The 19,914-nt window shown below is 64.6% G+C and carries 18 protein-coding genes; 5 read left to right on the top strand and 13 right to left on the bottom strand.

From position 1 onward, the window contains the following. Nucleotides 1-2: 2 nt before the first annotated feature. Nucleotides 3-791, bottom strand: coding sequence for a class II glutamine amidotransferase (locus F3H95_RS22175; protein WP_149747594.1), 789 nt, complete (start codon nucleotides 789-791; stop codon nucleotides 3-5). A gap of 263 nt (nucleotides 792-1,054) precedes the next feature. Between F3H95_RS22175 and otsB the strand changes: the two genes are divergently transcribed. Together otsB and otsA are read left to right on the top strand one after the other, a co-directional pair. Then, on the top strand, nucleotides 1,055-1,792 hold the full coding sequence (otsB, locus tag F3H95_RS22170) for a trehalose-phosphatase (protein WP_149747593.1): 738 nt from the start codon (nucleotides 1,055-1,057) through the stop codon (nucleotides 1,790-1,792). A gap of 32 nt (nucleotides 1,793-1,824) precedes the next feature. Further along, nucleotides 1,825-3,240, top strand: a complete 1,416-nt coding sequence (gene otsA / locus F3H95_RS22165) for an alpha,alpha-trehalose-phosphate synthase (UDP-forming) (RefSeq protein WP_149747592.1) — start codon at nucleotides 1,825-1,827, stop codon at nucleotides 3,238-3,240. A gap of 9 nt (nucleotides 3,241-3,249) precedes the next feature. Here otsA and F3H95_RS22160 read toward each other — a convergent pair whose 3' ends face one another. After that, the gene (locus tag F3H95_RS22160) at nucleotides 3,250-4,833 is read right to left on the bottom strand and encodes a peptide chain release factor 3 (protein ID WP_143125834.1); all 1,584 of its coding nucleotides are present in this window, start codon (nucleotides 4,831-4,833) and stop codon (nucleotides 3,250-3,252) included. Between the two features lie 88 nt (nucleotides 4,834-4,921). On the opposite strand from F3H95_RS22160, the gene dut reads away from it, so the two are divergent. Further along, nucleotides 4,922-5,380 (top strand): dUTP diphosphatase, encoded by a 459-nt coding sequence (dut, locus tag F3H95_RS22155; protein WP_149747591.1) that lies wholly within the window; start codon nucleotides 4,922-4,924, stop codon nucleotides 5,378-5,380. A gap of 155 nt (nucleotides 5,381-5,535) precedes the next feature. Here the strand turns inward: dut and F3H95_RS22150 are convergent, their stop codons facing one another. Then, the gene (locus F3H95_RS22150; RefSeq protein WP_348530079.1) at nucleotides 5,536-6,291 is read right to left on the bottom strand and encodes a DUF3313 domain-containing protein; all 756 of its coding nucleotides are present in this window, start codon (nucleotides 6,289-6,291) and stop codon (nucleotides 5,536-5,538) included. A 185-nt stretch (nucleotides 6,292-6,476) separates the two neighbouring features. Between F3H95_RS22150 and F3H95_RS22145 the strand changes: the two genes are divergently transcribed. Continuing rightward, on the top strand, nucleotides 6,477-7,091 hold the full coding sequence (locus F3H95_RS22145) for a LysE family translocator (RefSeq protein WP_149747590.1): 615 nt from the start codon (nucleotides 6,477-6,479) through the stop codon (nucleotides 7,089-7,091). A 130-nt stretch (nucleotides 7,092-7,221) separates the two neighbouring features. Then, nucleotides 7,222-8,190: a cysteine synthase A gene (cysK, locus tag F3H95_RS22140; protein WP_149747589.1), complete on the top strand. Its 969-nt coding sequence runs from the start codon at nucleotides 7,222-7,224 to the stop codon at nucleotides 8,188-8,190. Nucleotides 8,191-8,348: 158 nt separating this feature from the next. Here the strand turns inward: cysK and F3H95_RS22135 are convergent, their stop codons facing one another. The 10 genes from F3H95_RS22135 to F3H95_RS22090 all read right to left on the bottom strand — a co-directional run bounded on the left by F3H95_RS22135 (nucleotide 8,349) and on the right by F3H95_RS22090 (nucleotide 19,770). Continuing rightward, entirely contained in the window at nucleotides 8,349-9,224 is an 876-nt protein-coding gene (locus F3H95_RS22135; RefSeq protein WP_149747588.1) for a GNAT family N-acetyltransferase, read from the bottom strand. A 37-nt stretch (nucleotides 9,225-9,261) separates the two neighbouring features. Further along, nucleotides 9,262-10,794: a YifB family Mg chelatase-like AAA ATPase gene (locus F3H95_RS22130; RefSeq protein ID WP_149747587.1), complete on the bottom strand. Its 1,533-nt coding sequence runs from the start codon at nucleotides 10,792-10,794 to the stop codon at nucleotides 9,262-9,264. A gap of 216 nt (nucleotides 10,795-11,010) precedes the next feature. Continuing rightward, entirely contained in the window at nucleotides 11,011-11,958 is a 948-nt protein-coding gene (gene gshB, locus F3H95_RS22125) for a glutathione synthase (protein ID WP_149747586.1), read from the bottom strand. A 118-nt stretch (nucleotides 11,959-12,076) separates the two neighbouring features. Then, nucleotides 12,077-13,177 (bottom strand): sn-glycerol-3-phosphate import ATP-binding protein UgpC, encoded by a 1,101-nt coding sequence (locus tag F3H95_RS22120; RefSeq protein ID WP_143125842.1) that lies wholly within the window; start codon nucleotides 13,175-13,177, stop codon nucleotides 12,077-12,079. Nucleotide 13,178: 1 nt separating this feature from the next. Next, complete coding sequence (ugpE, locus tag F3H95_RS22115) at nucleotides 13,179-14,027, bottom strand: sn-glycerol-3-phosphate ABC transporter permease UgpE (RefSeq protein WP_143125843.1); 849 nt, start codon at nucleotides 14,025-14,027, stop codon at nucleotides 13,179-13,181. Between the two features lie 10 nt (nucleotides 14,028-14,037). Then, nucleotides 14,038-14,922 carry a sn-glycerol-3-phosphate ABC transporter permease UgpA gene (gene ugpA, locus F3H95_RS22110; protein ID WP_143125844.1) on the bottom strand — a complete coding sequence of 295 codons (885 nt, stop codon included), beginning with the start codon at nucleotides 14,920-14,922 and terminating at the stop codon, nucleotides 14,038-14,040. Between the two features lie 76 nt (nucleotides 14,923-14,998). Beyond that, entirely contained in the window at nucleotides 14,999-16,315 is a 1,317-nt protein-coding gene (gene ugpB / locus F3H95_RS22105) for a sn-glycerol-3-phosphate ABC transporter substrate-binding protein UgpB (protein ID WP_149747585.1), read from the bottom strand. Between the two features lie 125 nt (nucleotides 16,316-16,440). After that, complete coding sequence (locus F3H95_RS22100) at nucleotides 16,441-16,809, bottom strand: YraN family protein (RefSeq protein WP_149747584.1); 369 nt, start codon at nucleotides 16,807-16,809, stop codon at nucleotides 16,441-16,443. Continuing rightward, nucleotides 16,799-17,707: a 16S rRNA (cytidine(1402)-2'-O)-methyltransferase gene (gene rsmI, locus F3H95_RS22095; protein ID WP_149747669.1), complete on the bottom strand. Its 909-nt coding sequence runs from the start codon at nucleotides 17,705-17,707 to the stop codon at nucleotides 16,799-16,801. Before rsmI ends, F3H95_RS22100 begins: the two co-directional genes overlap by 11 nt. A gap of 98 nt (nucleotides 17,708-17,805) precedes the next feature. Then, nucleotides 17,806-19,770, bottom strand: a complete 1,965-nt coding sequence (locus F3H95_RS22090; protein WP_149747583.1) for a S9 family peptidase — start codon at nucleotides 19,768-19,770, stop codon at nucleotides 17,806-17,808. Nucleotides 19,771-19,914: the final 144 nt, after the last annotated feature.

Below are 19,914 nucleotides of genomic sequence, written 5' to 3'. Positions count from 1 at the left end.
GATCAGGCAGCCTCAGCCAGCGCCACCGGCGCAAATGGCGCGATCGTCATGCCGGCATCGCTCACCATCACCGCGCTGCCGTCCGGAATTTCCGTCCAGGCATCCACATCGTCGTTCAGCGGTTCGGAGACGAGGCAATAGCCGCCACCCATGGGTGCCGCATACAGCGTCGGCGGACGATGATCGGTCGCGTAACGGATGGCATAGAGCGCGTTCCCGTCGGAAAAGGCAGCGGTGAAGCGCACCAGCGTGCTCACCTCATGCTCGGCCGCCAGGTGTTCGATCGTACCGATGGCCCGCGACACCGCGCCGAGCGGGTCGCTTGCCATGCCGAATTCCTGGGCGAGCAGGAACAGCATCTCGGAATCGGTGGTGCCGGTGCGGGCGTGGAACAGATCGTCCGACAGATGCCCTTCCATGCGCCGGCGAATGCGGTCGAAGCCGGCGATCTGGCCGTTGTGCATGAAGGACCAGCGGCCATGCACGAAGGGATGGCAATTGTCGCGGCGCGTGCTGCCATTGGTGGCGGCGCGCACATGGGCGAGAAACAGCGGCGAGCGGATCTGGTGGGCAAGGCTGCGCAGATTGCAGTCGGACCAGGCCGGCAGGATATCGCGATAGCGCCCGGGTTCGGGATGATCGCCGTACCAGGCGATGCCGAAACCATCGCCATTGGTGGCCGTCTTGGCGCGGCTGGCGCAGTGGCTCTGCTCGATGAGCGAGTGGGCGGGCGAGGAGACGAGTTCCTCGAGATAAAGCGGATTGCCGCGATAGGCGGCCCAGCGACACATGGTTTCCAGCTCCAAATCGCGCCGCGCGATGCGGCGAATACCTTGAAAAGGATCGACCCAAAATCTTAAGCGAGGGTTAGCAGGCAAACGCCTGCGATGAAGGGCGATCCGGCAGCAAGATGTCGATTTCGTGACAGATTCCGCAACCCGGTTCCCAAACCCCTGCCCTTGCCATCCCGAGCGGCCGGCCTAGATCACACCTCATGCGACCAACCGATGCATTCCGCAAAGCCGAAGCCAGACCGTTGCAACCGCAGGAACAGATGCTGGATATTCTCCGCACCGAACCACAGGCACATGCGCTGTTTCTCGATATCGACGGCACGCTGATCGATCTGGCCGAACGGCCGGAGGCGATCGTCGTGCCGCCGGATCTTGCCGGCCATCTCGACACCCTTTGCGGCCGGCTGGGTGGCGCCCTGGCGCTCGTCACCGGCCGGGCGCTGCCTTTTGCCGACCGGCTGTTTGCCCCGCTCACGCTGCCGATTGCCGGCCTGCACGGTGCCGAACGCCGACGCGCCGATGGTGTCGTCGACCGCGTGGAGCCCGACCCTGCCTTCCTTGCGCTGAAGCGCTCGCTGGAGCGGCTGACGGCGGACTGGCCGGGCGTACTGATCGAGGACAAGGGCGCAGCCGTTGCGGCGCATTACCGGCAGGCGCCGGAGAGGCAGGCAGACCTCCAGGCTCTCATGCGCCAGGCGCTGTCGGAGGCCGGGCCGGATTATGCCCTGCAGCGCGGCAAGATGGTGATCGAAATCCGCCCTGCCCGCGCCAGCAAGGGCGCGGCGCTGCGCGCCTTTCTTGCCGAACCGCCCTTTGCCGGACGCAGACCGATCGCCATCGGCGATGATCTCACCGACGAAGCCATGTTCAAGGTCGCCAATCAGCTCGGCGGCCTGTCGATCCGCATCGGCGAGCCCGGCGAAGACACCGCCGCCCACACCACACTTGCCTCCGCCGCCGCCTTGCGTGCGATCCTGAAGGATCTCGCCACGCGCTGAGCCTGCCGGAGCAGACAGAAGGAGCCCACCGCTTGAGCCGTCTCATCGTCATATCCAACCGCGTTCCCATGCCGGAAAAGAACGGCACGGCCCCCGCCGGCGGCCTTGCCGTGGCGCTGCAGGCCGCCCTTGAGGAGCGCGGCGGCGTGTGGATGGGCTGGTCCGGCAAGTCGAGCGGCACAAAGGAGCCGGAGCCGCTGGCGCTGACGGAGCGCGGCAACATCACCTATGCGCTGACCGACCTCACCAAGACGGATGTGGAGGAGTATTATCACGGCTTCGCCAACCGGGTACTCTGGCCGATCTGCCATTACCGGCTGGACCTTGCCGAATATGCCCGCAAGGAAATGGCCGGCTATTTCCGCGTCAACCGCTTCTTCGCCCATCGGCTGGCCCCGCTGCTGAAGCCGGACGACATCATCTGGGTGCATGACTACCACCTGATCCCGCTTGCGGCGGAACTGCGGCAGATGGGCGTGAAGAACCGCATCGGCTTCTTCCTGCACATTCCCTGGCCGCCGGCCGACGTGCTGTTTGCCATGCCGGTGCATGAGGAGATCATGCGCGGTCTCACCCATTACGATCTCGTCGGCTTCCAGACGGACCACGATCTCGAAAACTTCCGCGGCTGTCTGGTGCGCGAAGGTTTTGGCAATGCGATCGGCGAAGGGCTCTACCTGTCGCACGGCCGCACCTTCAAGGGCGGCTTCTACTCGATCGGCATCGAGACGGCCGCCTTTGCCGAATTCGCCCGCAAGGCGGCCGCAAGCGTGATGGTGCGCAAGGCCCGCCAGAGCCTTGAAGGCCGCGATCTCATCATCGGGGTCGACCGGCTGGATTATTCCAAGGGCATCACCCAGCGCATCGATGCCTATGAAAGCTTCGTCTCGCGCAATCCCGCGCATCAGGGCAAGGTCAGCTATCTCCAGATCACGCCGAAATCCCGCTCGGAAGTGCCGGAATACGAGGCCATGCAGCGCACCGTGGCCGAGCAGGCCGGCCGGGTGAACGGCGCGCTCGGCACCGTGGACTGGGTGCCGATCCGCTACATCAACCGCTCCATCGGGCGTCCGGTGCTGGCGGGGCTCTACCGGCTGGCAAAGGTCGGGCTGGTCACGCCGCTGCGCGATGGCATGAACCTCGTGGCCAAGGAATTCGTCGCCGCACAGGACCCGGAGGATCCGGGCGTGCTGGTGCTCTCCCGCTTCGCCGGCGCCGCGCGCGAGCTGAAAGGCGCGCTGCTGGTCAATCCTTACGACATCGAGGGCACCGCCAACGCGATTGCCCGGGCCCTCACCATGGGCCGCGAGGAGCGTATCCAGCGCTGGCAGGGCATGATGACCCATCTGCTGGAGCATGACGTGAAGCGCTGGTGCGATGATTTTCTCGCCGACCTGACGGCGGAGGCGGAAAACCCGGCGCCCGCCACGAGCGACGGGCAGGGCTGATGTCGAATGTCACGCCGCCTTGGCGACGTGATATTCCTTGATGGCCACCATCTTGATCGCCGGATAACGTTCCGACTCGTAGCGCAGGGAGAACGAATCCTGCGCCAGGAACACCGGATCGCCGTCGAGGTCGCGGGCAATGTCGCCGCGCTTGACGGTGAGGAATTTCTCCATCTCCGCCTTGTTGTCGCAGGAGATCCAGCGGCAGACGGAGAAGCGCGACATTTCGAAGGAAACAGGCAGGCTGTATTCCGCAGACAGCCGCTCCTTCAACACGTCGAGCTGCAGGGCGCCGACCACGCCGACGATGGCGGGCGAGCCGTCTTCCGGCGAAAACAGCTGCACCACGCCTTCTTCCGCCATCTGCTGCAGGGCTTCCTTCAGCTTCTTCGCCTTCATGGCATCCTCCAGCCGCACGCGACGCAGGATTTCCGGCGAGAAGTTCGGCACGCCCTGGAAGACGAGTGCTTCGCCTTCCGTCAGCGTATCGCCGATGCGCAGCGTGCCGTGGTTCGGAATGCCCACCACGTCCCCCGCATAGGCCGTATCGGCCAGCTGGCGCTGCGAGGCGAAGAAGAACTGCGGTGCCGTCAGCCCCATCTGCTTGCCGGTGCGCGCCAGACGCGCCTTCATGCCGCGCTCCAGCTTGCCGGAGCAGATGCGGGCAAAGGCGATGCGGTCTCGGTGGTTCGGGTCCATGTTGGCCTGGATCTTGAAGACGAAGGCCGTCATCTTGTCTTCGGCCGCATGCACCGTGCGGATATCGGCCACCTGGTCGCGCGGCGGCGGTGCAAAGTCCCCCAGCGCATTGATCAGGTCGCGCACACCAAAATTCCGGAGCGCCGAGCCGAAGAAGACCGGCGTCATATGACCTTCGAGAAAGGCCTGGCGGTCGAAGGGACGGCAGGCCTCGCGCGCCAGTTCCAACTCGTCAATGAAGGCATCGCGCTCGTTTTCCGGCAGGTTTTCCGCGACGCTCTGCGGACCATTGACCGCCATCGGCTCCACCTGCGTGTCGGACCCGCGATAGGTGTTGTTGGCCAGATTGTAGGAGCCGCAGAAATTCCGGGAACGGCCGACCGGCCAGGTGATCGGCGCGGTGTCGAGCGCCAGCTTCTCCTCCACCTCGTCGAGGATCTCGAAGGTGTCGCGCGCCTCGCGGTCCATCTTGTTGACGAAGGTGATGATCGGAATGTCGCGCATGCGGCAGACTTCGAACAGTTTCAGCGTGCGCGGCTCGATGCCCTTGGCGCCATCGATCACCATCACCGCCGCATCCACCGCCGTCAGCGTGCGGTAGGTGTCGTCGGCAAAGTCCTCGTGACCGGGCGTATCGAGAATGTTGAAGATATTGCCTTCGTATTCGAAGGTCATCACCGAGGTGACGACCGAGATGCCGCGTTCGCGTTCGATCTTCATCCAGTCCGAGCGGGTCTGGATGCGGTCCTTCTTCGCCTTCACCTCGCCGGCCAGCTGGATGGCGCCGCCGAACAGCAGCAGCTTTTCCGTCAGGGTCGTCTTGCCCGCGTCCGGGTGCGCGATGATCGCGAAGGTTCGGCGGCGGGAAACCGCCTCGGCAATGCTTTCAGCCATGTCGTGCAAATCCTTTGAGTTGCCGCGTATCTAGCGATTTTGGGCGCTTTATGCAATTGACCGGCAAACACAGGAAGGAAACCGCCCCATGCGCGATGTCATCGGCCCCGCCCTCAAGCTCATTCGCCTGCCGCACGGCGAAGGGATCGACCTGCCCGCCTACGAGACCCGCGGCGCCGCCGGCATGGATGTGCGCGCCGCCCTGACCGAGCCGATGACGCTTGTACCCGGGCAAAGAGCACTGGTGCCAACGGGCTTTGTCTTCGAGATTCCGGAAGGCTTCGAGGTGCAGGTCCGCCCCCGCTCCGGCCTTGCCTTCAAGAACGGCATTACCTGCCTCAACACGCCCGGCACCATCGACAGCGACTATCGCGGCGAAGTGAAGGTGCTGCTCGTCAATCTCGGCGACCAGGATTTTGTCATCGAGCGCGGCATGCGCATCGCGCAGCTGGTTGTTTCCCCTGTGGTGCAGGCGCAGGTGCAGGAAGCCGATGGCTTCAGCGAGACCGCGCGCGGCGCCGGCGGATTCGGTTCGACGGGGGTATGACGCAGCCACGCGACACCGCTGGAGCAGGGCCTACTTTGCCTTGTCCGTCCAGGACGGCGGGGCGCCGACCGCGCTTGCCACGAAGCCGCCGACACCCGGTGCCCGCCCGAAGGCCTCGCAGGCCTCATATTTCGGTGCTCCGCCCAGTTGCGACTTCAGCTTCTGGCCGGAGGGCAGGTCGAGATGGACGCCCGACTGTGTCTCGCCCTTGACCAGGATCTGCGCGAAGGTGCCTGCAAAGGTGTTTGCCAGCCCGTAGGCATCGCCGATTTCGGAGACGCGCGGGCTGTTGGTGACGGAATTGGCCCCGCTCGCGCGGGGCCAATTCCGTGCGACCAGAGGATGGCGGCGCGCTGCGCCCCACCGGCATCCACCGCCTCCGCCTCGACGGCAAGACCGCCCAGTCCGATCGGCAGGCGTGGCAAGCCAACCGGCAGCACGGCGGAGGTGCCGAGCGTTGCCACCTTGGAAACCCCGGCGGCCCATGTGCCGGTCGGTACGATGTCGGTGATGGTGCTGCGCACGGTCAGATCCGCCCGCTCGCCCGGCCCGACGACCCGGAAGCGGTCGGAGAGGCCGATGCACAGCGCGCGGTCGAGCGCGTTGGACACCAGCCGCTCCTGTTCGGCATCGTGAACCCTTGCGGCAGCCGCCGGCCCAAGCCTTGCCGGCTGGATGGAGACGGTGGTGGCGGAAAGCAGCGCGGACCGGTCGGCAAAGCTGCGGGATTTCGCCACCCGCCCCTCTTCCGGGCCGAGGCGACTATAGGAACTGAGCGAGCCAGCCTCCCGGAGCGGAACCGAACTGCAGCCGGAAGCGGCAAGCGCCATGCCGATTGAAAGGAACGAGGCTACGGGCAGCGACCACCCTTGCCACTCTGCTGGCGCATGCTTGTTTCTCGTTCCGGACATCACGTTCTGCTGCACCGCGCCCTCCCAATAGGTACCGCCAAGTACCCAAATTCTATCCGTGTAAACGGACGCACTTGGTCTTTTTTCAGGCGGCGACGCGCACGCCATACTCTCCGAGACAGCGGCAGCGATTGCCCGACGGCGCATGATCTGGCATCAGACGCGCTGAGGCAGGAGGAAACGGGATGACACTGACGACACTTATCACCTATTCGCTGGCGCTGTTCATTGCCGCCGCCATTCCAGGCCCCGGCATGACGGCGATCGTGGCGCGGGCGCTGGGCTCCGGCTTCCGGCCCACCTTCTTCATGGGGCTCGGCCTCATCCTCGGCGATCTCGTCTATCTCACCGCCGTGGTGCTCGGCCTTGCCATCGTGGCGCAGAATTTTACGACGCCCTTCCTAATCATCAAATATCTCGGCGTCATCTATCTCTGCTACATCGCCTGGAAGCTCTGGACGGCGGGGCTGCTGCGGCAGGATATCGAGGCGAGCCGCGGCGGCGCCACCGGCGGCATGGCCTTTCTCTCCGGCCTGCTGGTCACGCTCGGCAATCCGAAGACCATGCTGTTCTACGTGGCACTGGCGCCCACGCTTCTGCCGCTCAAGGAGATCGGCCCGGCCGATTATTTGGCCCTGGTGGCAATCACCTTCGTGGTGCTGATGGCGGTCCTGCTGCCCTATATCCTGCTGGCCTCCAAGGCGCGCGAGCTTCTGAAGAAGCCGACCGCGCTGCAGGTCCTCAACCGTTCGGCCGCCGGCATCCTCGCGGGCACCGCCGCCTATATCGCCGCCCGCTGAGGGAAGGCGCCCAAGCGGATGAACGGCAAAGATTTTTCCGCCGGCGAGGGCTTTGCGCAAAGAGACCCCCTCGCCGTCGGTGCCGTTCGGTCCTAATGTCGCGCCCAACGACAGCCTTGGGAGAAACACCATGTCCGACACCGCCAAGCCCGGCCGCGGCAAGATCTACGCCTCCATTCTCGACACCATCGGCAATACCCCGATCGTGCGCCTCGACAAACTGGCGAAGGAAAAGGGCGCGAAGGCCAATCTTCTGGCCAAGCTCGAATTCTTCAACCCGATCGCCTCCGTGAAGGACCGCATCGGGCTCGCCATGATCGAAAGCCTGGAAGCGCAGGGCCGGATCACGCCCGGCAAGACCACGCTGATCGAGCCGACTTCCGGCAATACCGGCATTGCGCTGGCCTTCGCCGCCGCCGCCAAGGGCTACCGGCTGATCCTCACCATGCCGGAAACCATGTCGGTGGAGCGGCGCAAGATGCTCGCTTTGCTCGGCGCCGAACTGGTGCTGACGGAAGGGCCGAAGGGCATGAAGGGTGCGATCGCCCGGGCGGAGGAACTGGCCGCCAGCCTGCCGGACGCCATCATTCCCCAGCAGTTCGAGAACCCCGCCAACCCGGACATCCATCGCCAGACGACGGCCGAGGAAATCTGGAACGACACCGACGGACAGATCGATCTCTTCGTGGCCGGCATCGGCACCGGCGGCACGATCACCGGCGTCGGCCAGGTGCTGAAGGCTCGCAAGCCGGATGTCAAGGTATTTGCGGTGGAACCGGCGGAATCGCCCGTGCTGTCCGGCGGCGAACCCGGCCCGCACAAGATCCAGGGCATCGGCGCCGGCTTTGCCCCGAAAATTCTCGACACCACAATCTATGATGAAGTGGTGACCGTTTCGAGCGCGGACGCGCTGGAGACCGCACGCCTCGTGGCCCGCCTCGAGGGTGTTCCCGTCGGCATCTCCTCAGGCGCGGCGCTGACGGCCGCCATCCGCATCGGTTCGCGCCCGGAAAACGCCGGCAAGAACCTCGTCGTCATCATCCCCTCCTTCGCGGAGCGCTATCTTTCGACCGCGCTGTTCGATGGCCTGGGCGGGTGAGCGAATAGCGAATAGCGAATAGCGAAATTCTACCGGCGGTGTTTTGGCAAGAGGGATGTGCCGCCGGAGGCCTCCGATGAGGGCTTTGATCACGGCCCCGTCTGGTCGGCGGTGGCGCTGACCAGACGCCGGATGCGCGCCTTTTCTGTCGCATGGCCTCAGGTCATCATCAGGGCGGGAAAGTGCAGGATGCCCTGCGGCAGGACCGGGCCGCGCCAGAACATGCAGGCCTCCGGCCACGGGGTCCGGCGCAAACCGCTGAGCAGGGAGACGTCGCCGGGCACGAAACCCAACGCGACCCGGCCGCCCTGCGGGCCGGCCAGTAACTCTATGAGGCTGAAATCAGGCTGCCCGTCACGGGAAAGCCAGTCGCAGAGCATCAGTCCGTCCTCTGTCCGCTCCACAAAGGCAAGCCCCCCGCCCTCAGGCAACTCATGGGCCGTCACATCCGTGTTCATCAGATGCCAGAGCAGAACAGAGGCATCCGGCCGTGCCGAAAGCACGCCACCATGCACCAGCGCCCGGTCGCACCAGGTTGCCAGCAGGGCCCGGTCCTGCGGCGTCTCCGGATCGAGCCGGCGCCCGATGGCCCCTTGTGCCTTTCCGCCCGGCTGAAGATCCAGAGACAGGTGGTCCGGGATCAGGCGGCGAAACCCGAAACGCGGATAGAAATCCACCACCGAGGGATTGGCGAACAGCAGAACCGGAGTGCCTTCGCGATCCGCCTCCACCAGCACATGCTCCAGCAACCGCCGCGCCAGCCCGCGGCCACGATCCTGCGGGCGCGTGGCAACGGCGCCCAGTTGGCGCAGGGGGATCGGCTGGCGCTTATCCTGCCACCCCTCCATCCGGGTGACCCCGATGGTGGCGCAGATCTCCTCGCCTTCAGTCAGGGCAAGAACGTCGTAGCGATCGCTCCAGCCACCCAAGCGTTCCCAGCCGGCAAAATTGCCGAGCCCGAAGATCGCCTTGAGGTGACCGAAAAAGCGGTCGTGCCAGTCCCGATCATGCCTTCCGATGCGTCGCAATTCCATGGCAGCGTCCCCTCTATGAGAAGACGGTGCTGGCGCCTCATGCCGCCGCCGTCAAGCGTTCGCCGGCAATCCGGTAGGAAATCGCCTCGGCGAGGTGGATGCGGCCAACCCTCTCCTCCCCGTCAAGATCGGCCAGCGTACGGGCAACCTTCAGGATGCGGTGATAGCCGCGGGCAGAAAACTTGAGCTTCTCGGCAGCGTCCCGCAAAAGCTGCGCTCCTGCCGCATCCGGCGCAGCGAAATCCTCGATGAGGGCGGTTGAGCAGCGGGCATTGGTGGAAATCTCCGGCAGGCCGGCGTCCGCAAAGCGGCGACGCTGCCGCTCGCGCGCATCCGCTACCCGTGCCGCGACCGTCGCGCTGCTTTCCGCCGGTCTCGGACGGATGAGATCGGCGGCGGAAACGGCAGGAACGTCGATGCGGATATCGATCCGGTCCATCAGTGGCCCGGAAATGCGGCTCTGGTAATCGCTGACGCAGCGCGGGCCGCGCGCGCAGCTGTGGCCCGGTTCGCCCGCCATGCCGCAACGGCAGGGGTTCATCGCTGCCACCAACTGGATGCTGGCGGGATAGGAAACCCGGTGATTGGCGCGCGCGATCACGCATTCGCCCGTCTCCAGCGGCTGGCGCAGTGCATCCAGCACCTGCGGTGAAAATTCGGGAAATTCGTCGAGAAACAGCACGCCGTGATGGGCCAGCGATGCCTCGCCCGGCTTTGCCCGCAATCCTCCGCCCACCAGCGCCGCCATCGTGGCCGAATGATGCGGCGTGCGGAACGGCCGGCGATCGGACAGCTTGCCGCCAGAGAGCTGCCCGGCGATCGAATGGATCATCGACACCTCGAGGAGTTCGGCGGCCGAGAGCGGGGGCAGGATGGAAGGCAACCGCGCCGCAAGCATGGACTTGCCCGATCCGGGCGGACCGACCATCAGGAGGTTGTGACCGCCGGCGGCCGCCACCTCCAGCGCCCGCTTGGCGCTTTCCTGCCCCTTGATGTCGGCAAGGTCCGGCAGGTTGGCGGCGGGCGCGCGGATCGCAGGCTGCGGGCGCGTGAGAACCTGGGTGCCACGGAAATGGTTGGCAAGCGCAATGAGACTGCGCGGCGCGAGAATGTCGATATCGGAACCGGCCCAGGCTGCCTCGGCGCCGCTATCGGCCGGGCAGATCAGCCCCTTGCCGAGCGCATTGGCGCCGATCGCCGCCGGCAGCGCGCCCGCGACAGCCGCCAGCGTTCCGTCGAGGTTCAGTTCGCCCAGCACCACATAGCTCGCCAGCGCCTCGGCCGGAATGGCGCCGAGCACCGCCATCAGGCCAAGCGCAATCGGCAGATCGAAATGCGATCCCTCCTTCGGAAGATCGGCAGGCGCGAGATTGACCGTCACCTTCTTCGGTGGCAGCGCCAGACCGGAGGCGTGCAGCGCAGCCTGCACCCGCTCGCGGCTTTCGGCCACAGCCTTGTCCGGCAGGCCGACGATCTGAATGCCGAGCTTGCCCGGCCCCACCATCACCTGAACGTCGACGGGCACGCCTTCAATGCCCTGGAATGCCACCGTGCTGACGCGCGCCACCATGCCCCACCTCGCCCCTTGGCGGGCGTCGATGTTCCGCAGATTTCGGTTGTCCGGACGCCCTTTCTGCAATCAAGCACAAGCGCAGGTCTAAAACAAGAACATTCGCGGAACAATTTCGCGCATTGAATGTATTAGCGTTTTCTGTATTCGCCTAAAAGGAACAAACATGCACCAGAACAGAAACGCTCTGGTGCATGCTAACAATTTGAATTTCAATCAGCTTCTCTTGACTTCCATCGCATCCCACAGGAGCGCCGCGACATCGGCGCCGCCGAATTTCTTCACTTCCCGGATGCCGGTCGGCGAGGTCACGTTGATCTCGGTCATGAAGTCGCCGATCACGTCGATGCCGACGAAGAGGAAGCCGCGGGCCCGCAGCGCCGGGCCGATGCGTTCGCAGATCTCCTTCTCGCGCGCCGTCAGTTCGGTCGCTTCCGCACGGCCGCCCACATGCATGTTGGAGCGGGCGTCATGCTCGGCCGGCACGCGGTTGATCGCCCCCACCGCCTCGCCGTTGACGAGCAGGATGCGCTTGTCGCCCTTGCGCACTGCCGGCAGGTATCCTTGCGCGATGAAGGGCTCGCGATACATCTGGCCAAACATTTCGAGCAGCGAGGAGAAGTTGCGATCGTCACGCGCGGAGTGGAACACGCCGGCACCGCCATTGCCGTAGAGCGGCTTCAGGATGATGTCGCCCAGTTCCTCGCGGAACCGCGCAATTTCGCCGAGGTCGCGGGTGATCAGCGTCGGCGGCATCAGATCGGCAAATTCGGTGACGAAAATCTTTTCCGGCGAGTTGCGCACCCAGGCCGGGTCGTTGACCACCAGCGTCTTCGGATGCAGGCGCTCCAGCAGATGGGTGGATGTGATGTAGGCCATGTCGAAGGGCGGGTCCTGGCGCAGCATCACCACGTCCATGGTCGAGAGGTCGACCCGCTCGCGTTCGCCGAGCGTGAAGTGACTGCCCTTCTCGTCGCGCACCGCCAGCGGCTCGACGGCCGCGAAGATGCGGCCGTCACGCATGGTCAGCCGGTCCGGCGTGTAGTGAAATAGTTCGTAGCCTCGCGCCTGCGCCTCCAGCGCCATGGCGAACGTGGAATCGCCTGCGATGTTGATGCCGGACACATGGTCCATCTGGAACGCGACTTTGCGGATCTTGGCCATACCCTGTCCCTCTTGAATTGCCCGCCAGATGTAGGACGCCGGGCGGGCAATGGCAACGGCCGGAAAAGCCTTGGTGGCTCCGTGCCGGGCGTCATCCCTGCCGCCCGGCAGCCCCCTCTCAGACGGGTTGAACGACCGGTGCTGCGACACCGGCCGGAACCGAGCCCTTGCCGATGCGCTTGCCGCCATCGACGGCGAAGAAGTGCAGCCGGGCCGGATCGATGGCCAGTGACAGCTGTTCGCCGATGGCGATCTCCGGCGACAGCGCCACCGTCAGCATCTGGTCGCCCACCTGGCCATGCACGAGGCGCTGGGCGCCCAGTTCCTCGACATAATCCACCGCAAACGGCAGAACGGCTTCGCCCTCGCGTGCCGGATGCAGGTCCTCGGCGCGGATGCCGACTGTCACCGGGCCGGAAGCGGGCGCCTCGGCACCCAGTTCGATCACCGCCGGGCCGATCGCCAGACGGTTGCCGTGCAGTTCGCCGGAGACGAGGTTCATCGCCGGCGAGCCGATGAAACTGGCAACGAAGGTGGAGGCGGGCGCGTGATAGACCTCGAGCGGCGAGCCGATCTGCTCGATGCGGCCGCCGTTCAGCACCACCAGCCGGTCAGCGAGCGTCATCGCCTCCAGCTGGTCGTGGGTGACGTAGATCGAGGTGGTGCCGAGACGCCGTTGCAGGCGCTTGATCTCGCCGCGCATGGAGACGCGCAGCTTGGCGTCGAGGTTCGACAGCGGCTCGTCGAACAGGAAAGCCGCCGGCTTGCGCACGATGGCGCGGCCCATGGCGACGCGCTGGCGCTGGCCGCCGGACAGCGCGCGCGGCTTGCGCTCCAGATACTGGGTGATCTCCAGCATGCGGGCGGCTTCCGCCACGCGCGCATCGATCTCCGCCTTCGGCGTGCCGCGGTTCTTCAGGCCATAGGCGAGGTTCTGGTAGACCGTCATGTGCGGATAAAGCGCATAGTTCTGGAACACCATGGCAATGTCGCGCTCGGCCGGCTCCATGCGGTTGACCACGCGCCCGCCGATCGACACCTCGCCGTCGGAAATCGCCTCCAGGCCGGCCACCATGCGCAGCAGTGTGGATTTGCCGCAGCCGGACGGTCCGACCAGTACGATGAATTCGCCATCCGCGATGTCGATCGAGACGGAATTGACGGCCTTCACGCCGCCGGCATAGACCTTCGACACACCGGCTATCTTGATGCCAGCCATCTTACTTCTCCGTTTCTGTCAGGCCGCGGATGAACAGCCGTTGCATGAAAATGACGATCAGGATGGGGGGCAGCATGGCCAGCACCGAGCCCGCCATCACCAGCTGCCACTGGATGACGCCGTCCTGCACGGTAACCATGCGCTTCATGCCCATCATCAGCGTGTAGTAGCCGGGATCGGTGGTCACCAGCAGCGGCCACAGATACTGCACCCAGCCATAGATGAAGAGGATGACGCAGAGCGCGCCGATATTGGTGCGCGACAATGGCAGCAGGATATCGCGGAAGAACTTCATCGGGCCGGCGCCATCCACGCGCGCAGCTTCCAGCATCTCGTCCGGGATCGTCATGAAGAACTGGCGGAACAGGAAGGTTGCCGTCGCCGAGGCGATCAGCGGAATGGTAAGCCCCGCCCAGGAATTCAGCATGCCGAGATCGGCAACGATCTTGTAGGTCGGCATGATGCGCACTTCCACCGGCAGCATCAGCGTCACGAAGATGATCCAGAAGGCAAGCTGGCGGAAGGGAAAGCGGAAATAGACGATCGCAAAGGCCGAGAGGATGGAGATCGAGATCTTTCCGATGGTGATCACCACCGCCATGATCAGCGAATTCAACGCCATGTGCGAATAGTTCGGCAGGCCGTTGGCGGCCGAGGCGCTGGTGAGGATCATGCTGTAGTTTTCGATGAGGTGCGAGCCCGGCCACAAGGGCACCGGCCCGCTCATCAGCGTTGCGATATCGTGCGTGGAGGCGATGATCGCCACATAGACCGGCAGTGCCACGACGGCAAAGCCGAGGATCAGGAAGGCGTGGGTGAGGAAGGTCAGGAAGGGACGGTTTTCAACCATGGTCTTACCCTCAATACTGCACGCGGCGTTCGACATAGCGGAACTGCACGAAGGTCAGCACCATCACGATCATCATCAGAAGCACGGACTGTGCCGAGGAGGAGCCGAGGTTCAGGCCCAGATAGCCGTCCTGGTAGACCTTGTAGACGAGCGTCGTCGTCGCCTGCGCCGGACCGCCCACCGTCGTTGCATCGACGATCGGGAAGGTGTCGAACATCGTATAGTTCACGTTGATGATGAACAGGAAGAAGGTGGTGGGCGACAGAAGCGGCAGCGAGATCGTGAAAAAGCGCTTCACCGGGCCGGAGCCATCGATGGCGGCCGCCTCCATCAGCGACTGCGGCACCGATTGCAGCCCGGCGAGGAAGAACAGGAAATTGTAGGAGACCTGCTTCCACGCGGCGGCAATGATGATCAGGATCATCGCCTGCGTGCCGTTGAGATCATGATCCCAGCGGATGCCGGCCTTCTGCAGGAGGAAAGGCATCAGACCCGTGGTGCTGTTGAACAGGAACCACCAGAGTACGCCGGCCACCACGGGCGCCACCGCATAGGGCCAGACCAGCAGCGTGGTATAGACGCGGCCGGTGCGGGTCAGCCGGTCGACGGCCGCGGCAAAGGCAAGCCCCAGCACCATGGACAGCGCCGTGACCGAAACGGCAAAGACCGCCGTGCGGATGAGCGCATCGATGTAGTTGGGATCCTCGAACAGCCGCTGGTAATGCAGCAACCCGACAAAGGTGGTGGACAGGCCGAACGGGTCCTCACGCTCGAAAGAGGATTTTACCGCCTGCGCGGCCGGCCAGATGAAGAAGACCAGCGTGATGAAGAGCTGGGGTGCCAGCAGCAGATAGGGCAGCAGCCGGCTGTCGAAAGTTGTTTTCTTGGTGTCCATGGAAGCCTCCGGCCCGGAGCGGACAAACGGAAGGAGGACCGGCAAAAGCCGGCCCTCCCGCAGGGATCAGATGCAATCAGTTGGCGGCTTCGAATTCGCGAAGCAGCTTGTTGCCACGCTCGACGGCGCTGTCGAGCGCCTGCTTGGCGTCCTTCTTGCCGGCCAGCAGGGCCTGGAACTCTTCGTCCACGATGGTGCGGACCTGCGTGAAGTTGCCGAAGCGAACGCCCTTGGAGTTCGGGCTCGGCGTGCCGCGCATGATCTGCTTGATGCCGACGTCGGAACCCGGGTTCTTGTCGTAGTAGCCCTGGCTCTTGCCGAGGTCATAGGCGGCGTTGGTGATCGGCAGATAGCCCGTGTACTGGTGCCAGTCGGCCTGCACGTCCGGCCTGGAGAGGTAGGTGAAGAACTTGGCGACACCCTTGTAGGTGGCCTTGTCCTTGCCGTTCAGCACCCACAGCGTCGCGCCACCGATGATGGAGTTCTTCGGCTCCTTGGTGACGTCGTCATAGTAGGGCAGCGGTGCGAAGCCCGGCGTGAAGGTCTTGGCGTTGTTGATGACGCCGGCGCGACCGGCCGACGAGTTCATCGTCATCGCGCATTCCTGGGCGTAGAACATGGTCGCGGCATTGTCCCCGCCGACCGGACCGCCATACTTGAACAGGCCTTCATCCTGCCACTTCTTCAGGTTGGCCCAGTGCTTGACCTGAACCGGACCATTGAAGGTGAACTGGGTCTTCAGGCCGCCAAAGCCGTTCTCCAGCGTGCCGAAAGGCTGGTCGTGCAGGGCCGAGAGGTTTTCCGTCTGGACCCAGGTGATCCAGGCCGAGGTGAAGCCGCACTTGGCAGCGCCGGAGGAGACGATCTTCTTCGAATAGTCCTCGACGTCCTTCCAGGTCTTCGGCGCGACTTCGGGGTCGAGGCCGGCCTTCTTGAACACGTCCTTGTTGTAATAGAGGATCGGCGTGGAGGAGTTGAAGGGAAGCGACAGGATGTTGCCCTGCGTGTCGGAATAGTAACCGACGACCGGCGCCAGGAACGACTTCGGATCGAAGCTTTCGCCCTCGTCCTTCATCAGCTTGTAGACCGGATAGACGGCGCCCTTGGCGGCCATCATGGTGCCGGTACCGACTTCGAAGACCTGCACGATGGCCGGCTGCTGGTTGGCGCGGAACGCGGCGATCGCGGCCGTCAGCGTTTCCGGATAGGAGCCCTTGTAGACGGGTACGACCTTGTACTCGCTCTGGCTCTCGTTGAACTTCGTGGCGATCTCCTCGAGCTTCTTGCCGAGCTCACCACCCATGGCGTGCCACCAGGTGATTTCGGTTGCAGCCAGCGAGGTGGTGGCCGACAGCGCAAGCGCTGCAGCAGCCAAAGTAAGCTTCTTGAACATGTTCGCTCCCTCATATCCGTTTGGTCGGGTCCGGGTGCCTTAGCTGCCTTTTATGACAGTTCATTAATGGTTTTGTGACCGGACTGTTACAGCAATGACTTAAATTGCACAGCTTTGCAATATTGTCAGAATGCATCCGGAAGATGCAGCGGAAAACGCAATCCTTGCACTGCGATGATGTCGTATCGCTGCGAGAGCCGGTGGGCGTCCGGCCGGCGCGCCAGCCACAGGTCGCTGGCCGCGCGGATGCGCCGTTGCGCGGCAAGGCCGACGGCATCGACAGCGTCGGACGTCCTGCGGCGCGCCTTCACCTCCACAAAGACGACAAGGTCTTTCCGGCGGGCAATGATGTCGATTTCGCCCTGCGGCGTGCGATGGCGCAGCGCCAGGATGCGGTATCCCTTGAGGATGAGGAAAAGGGCGGCAAACAGTTCGGCGAAGCGCCCGCGGCGCTCCGCTTTCCGACGCTTGCCGCGATCCCGCTCAGCCGCCATCGCCGTCCTTCAGTTCGATCAGCCGCTGGTAGAGATCCTTGCGCGACAGGCCGGTGAGGCGGGCCGCTTCCGCCGCCGCCTTGGTCGCCGGCATGCTGGAGGCCAGTTCGCGCAGCATCACATCCACATCGACGGCGGCCGGCACGTCGTCATCGGCGGGCGGGCCGATCACCAGAACCACCTCGCCCTTGACCGTCTGGTCAACATACTGCGCGGCCAGTTCGCCGAGCGGCCCGCGGCGAAACTCCTCGAAGGTCTTGGTCAGTTCGCGGCACACGCAGGCCGCCCGGGTAGCTCCCAGCACATCGGCGGCGATCACCAGCGTATCGGCAATGCGGTGCGGCGATTCAAAGAAGATCAGCGTCGCCGGGATCTTGGAAAGCTCCGCCAGCCGGTCGCGCCGCCCCTTTTCCTTGACCGGCAGGAAACCGGCAAACAGGAAGGCATCGGAGGGAAGGCCCGAGCCGACAAGGGCCGCAAGCGGCGCGGACGGACCGGGGATCGGAACCACCTTGTGCCCCGCCTCCAGCGCGAGCTGGCCAAGCCGGTAGCCGGGATCGGAGACGAGCGGCGTGCCGGCATCGGAAACCAGCGCCACCGAACGTCCGCCGTCGAGCGCCGCGATCAGCCGCGGGCCCGCCTCGTCGGCATTGTGTTCGTGATAGGCGAGCGGCCGGCCGGCAATGCCGTAGCGATCCAGCAGCACGCGGGTGACGCGGGTATCCTCGCAGGCCAGCACATCGGCGCCCGCCAGCGTTTCCAGCGCGCGCAGCGTGATGTCGCCGAGATTGCCGATGGGGGTTGCCACCAGATAGAGCGCCGGCTCCAGCGGCCTCGCCGGTATCGCCACATTGCCCACCCGGTAGGTGCGCTGCGCACCCCTGTCGTCTTCCGTCACGTTCAACCTTGCCTCTTGCCTGCGGCCGGCTGGCCGCCATCAGGGGCCCGCCCTCGCCCCGAACGGGCGCCGGGCGGCTCCCAACCTGCAGCTATCCCTCAGACAGGCTGCTCGGCAAGATCGAAAATCTCGGCGCCGGCCCGGATTTCGTGGCTGGAGCCCTCCAGATCGTCGCCGAAGGGCTCGAAGGCGCCGCCGAGATGCTGCGCGAAGAAGGCCTCCGCCATGGCAATATAGGCGATGCGGTTGCCGGGCTTGTGAAAACCGTGGCCCTCGTCGGGATAGACGACATAGGTCACCGGAATGCCCTTGGCCTGCATGGCGGCGACGATCGTGTCGCTTTCCGCCACCTTGCAGCGCACATCGTTGGCGCCGTGGAAGATCAGCATCGGCCTGGTGATGCGGTCCACCTTGTGGATCGGCGAGCGTTCGGCGAGCAAGGCCCGCCCCTCTTCCGTGCGCGGATCGCCATAGCTGCGATACATGAACTCGGCAAAGCCCGCCCAATAGGGCGGCATGGATTCGAGCAGGGTCTGCAGGTTGGTGATGCCGACCACCGGCACGCTGCAGCAGAACACATCCGGGGTAAACGTTGCCCCGACGAAGGAGGCATAGCCGCCATAGGAGCCGCCATGGATGGCGATCCTTGCGGGATCTGCAATGCCCTCACGGATTGCCCAGTGCACCATGTCGATCAGGTCGTCATGCATCTTGGCCGCGTGCTGCTTTTCGCTCGCCGCCACGAAGGCTTTGCCGAAGCCTGTCGAACCGCGGTAATTCACCGACAGCACCGCATAGCCGCGATCGGCCAGCCACTGGTGATCGCCGCGATAGCTGTAGACGTCGCGCCCCCAGGGACCGCCATGTACAAGGAGCACCATCGGCAGCGGTTTTTCCGGACGCTCGCCCTCCACGGAAGCCGGAAGCGTCAGATAGGAAAGAAGATCAAGACCATCCCGCGATTTGGTCTCGACCGCCTGCATCGGCGCCAGGCTGTAGGCATCAAGCTCCGGGCGGGCGCGAAACAGTTCGGTGATCGTGCCTGTGTCGCGATCATAGAGGAAGCTGGTGGCGGCCTGCTCCGCCTTGTGGGCGGTGATGATCCAGCGGCGGTCATCGTCCGAACGGCTGGCGATCCCGAATTCGAAACCCGGCAGGGTCCGCTCGATCCGGGCAAAATCCGCCTCCACCTGCGGCGTGATATGGCTCCACGCCATGCGCGGACCGGCAACGCTGACAGCCTCCACATCGAACGAGATCGGATGCACCAGCGCCGACTGGATGTCGAAACGCGGATGCTCGGCTACCACGGTTTCCGCACCGCTTTCCAGGTCGATCCAGCTGAAGGCTGCGGTGTTGCGGCCGACACAGCTTTTCATCAGCAGCCGCCTGTTGTCGGAATGAAACAGAAGCGGCCAGGTCAGCCAGCCGTCGATATGGTCGACATCCATCCAGTGATGAACCTCCTGGCCCTCGATCCGCCAGAACCGTGTCCCGCCATCCGCCGCCGTGGACCGCGCATGGCGCGGCCGCATCTGCCAGTCGAGGCCGATCGAGGCGAACGCCTGGGTGTTCTGCCACAGCAGGTCACGCTCACCCGTTTCGAGATCGATGGTGTGGAGATCATGCCAGCGGGCATCGCGGTCATTGAGACCGACGACGATCTTGCCGGGAACCTGCCTCGACAGCATCTCGATCTGCGCACTGATCCCCTTGATGGGCGTCAGGTCACGGGTTGACCCGGTCCGGGGATCGACGGCAAAGACGTGATGGTTCTCGTCGCCGTTTTCATCGTTGACGAACAGCACGAAGCGGCCGTCCTTCGTCCAGTCCTGCCAGGTGATGGGCCGGCCGGTGGTGCGCGTCAGCGGCTCGGCGGCACGCGGATCATCGGTCGGGGCGATCCAGATATTGATCACGCCATCGACCGGCGCAAGCCAGGTCAGCCACTGCCCATCGGGCGAAAGCTCCGCGCCGTAGGCATGCGGATTGCCGAACAGAAGCTTGCGGGGAATGAGAGACGAACGGGCCAAGGGAACCTCCGGCAGGGGATGGAAAGCCATGCATTTCCGTCAAACTCTCACCTTTCGATGTCGCCTTGACAACACCAGCCGATGCACGAAACCGTTATGCGCCGGCCTGCGGCGCCGCCTCCGGCTTTGCCCCTGCTCGCTTTGCCCGCGAAAACCTGTGCGAAGTGTCAGGTG

Origin of the sequence: Rhizobium sp. RU35A (genome assembly GCF_900156005.1) — a bacterium.
Lineage (GTDB): Bacteria > Pseudomonadota > Alphaproteobacteria > Rhizobiales > Rhizobiaceae > Neorhizobium > Neorhizobium straminoryzae.
This window is presented reverse-complemented; position numbering and strand designations above follow the sequence as displayed.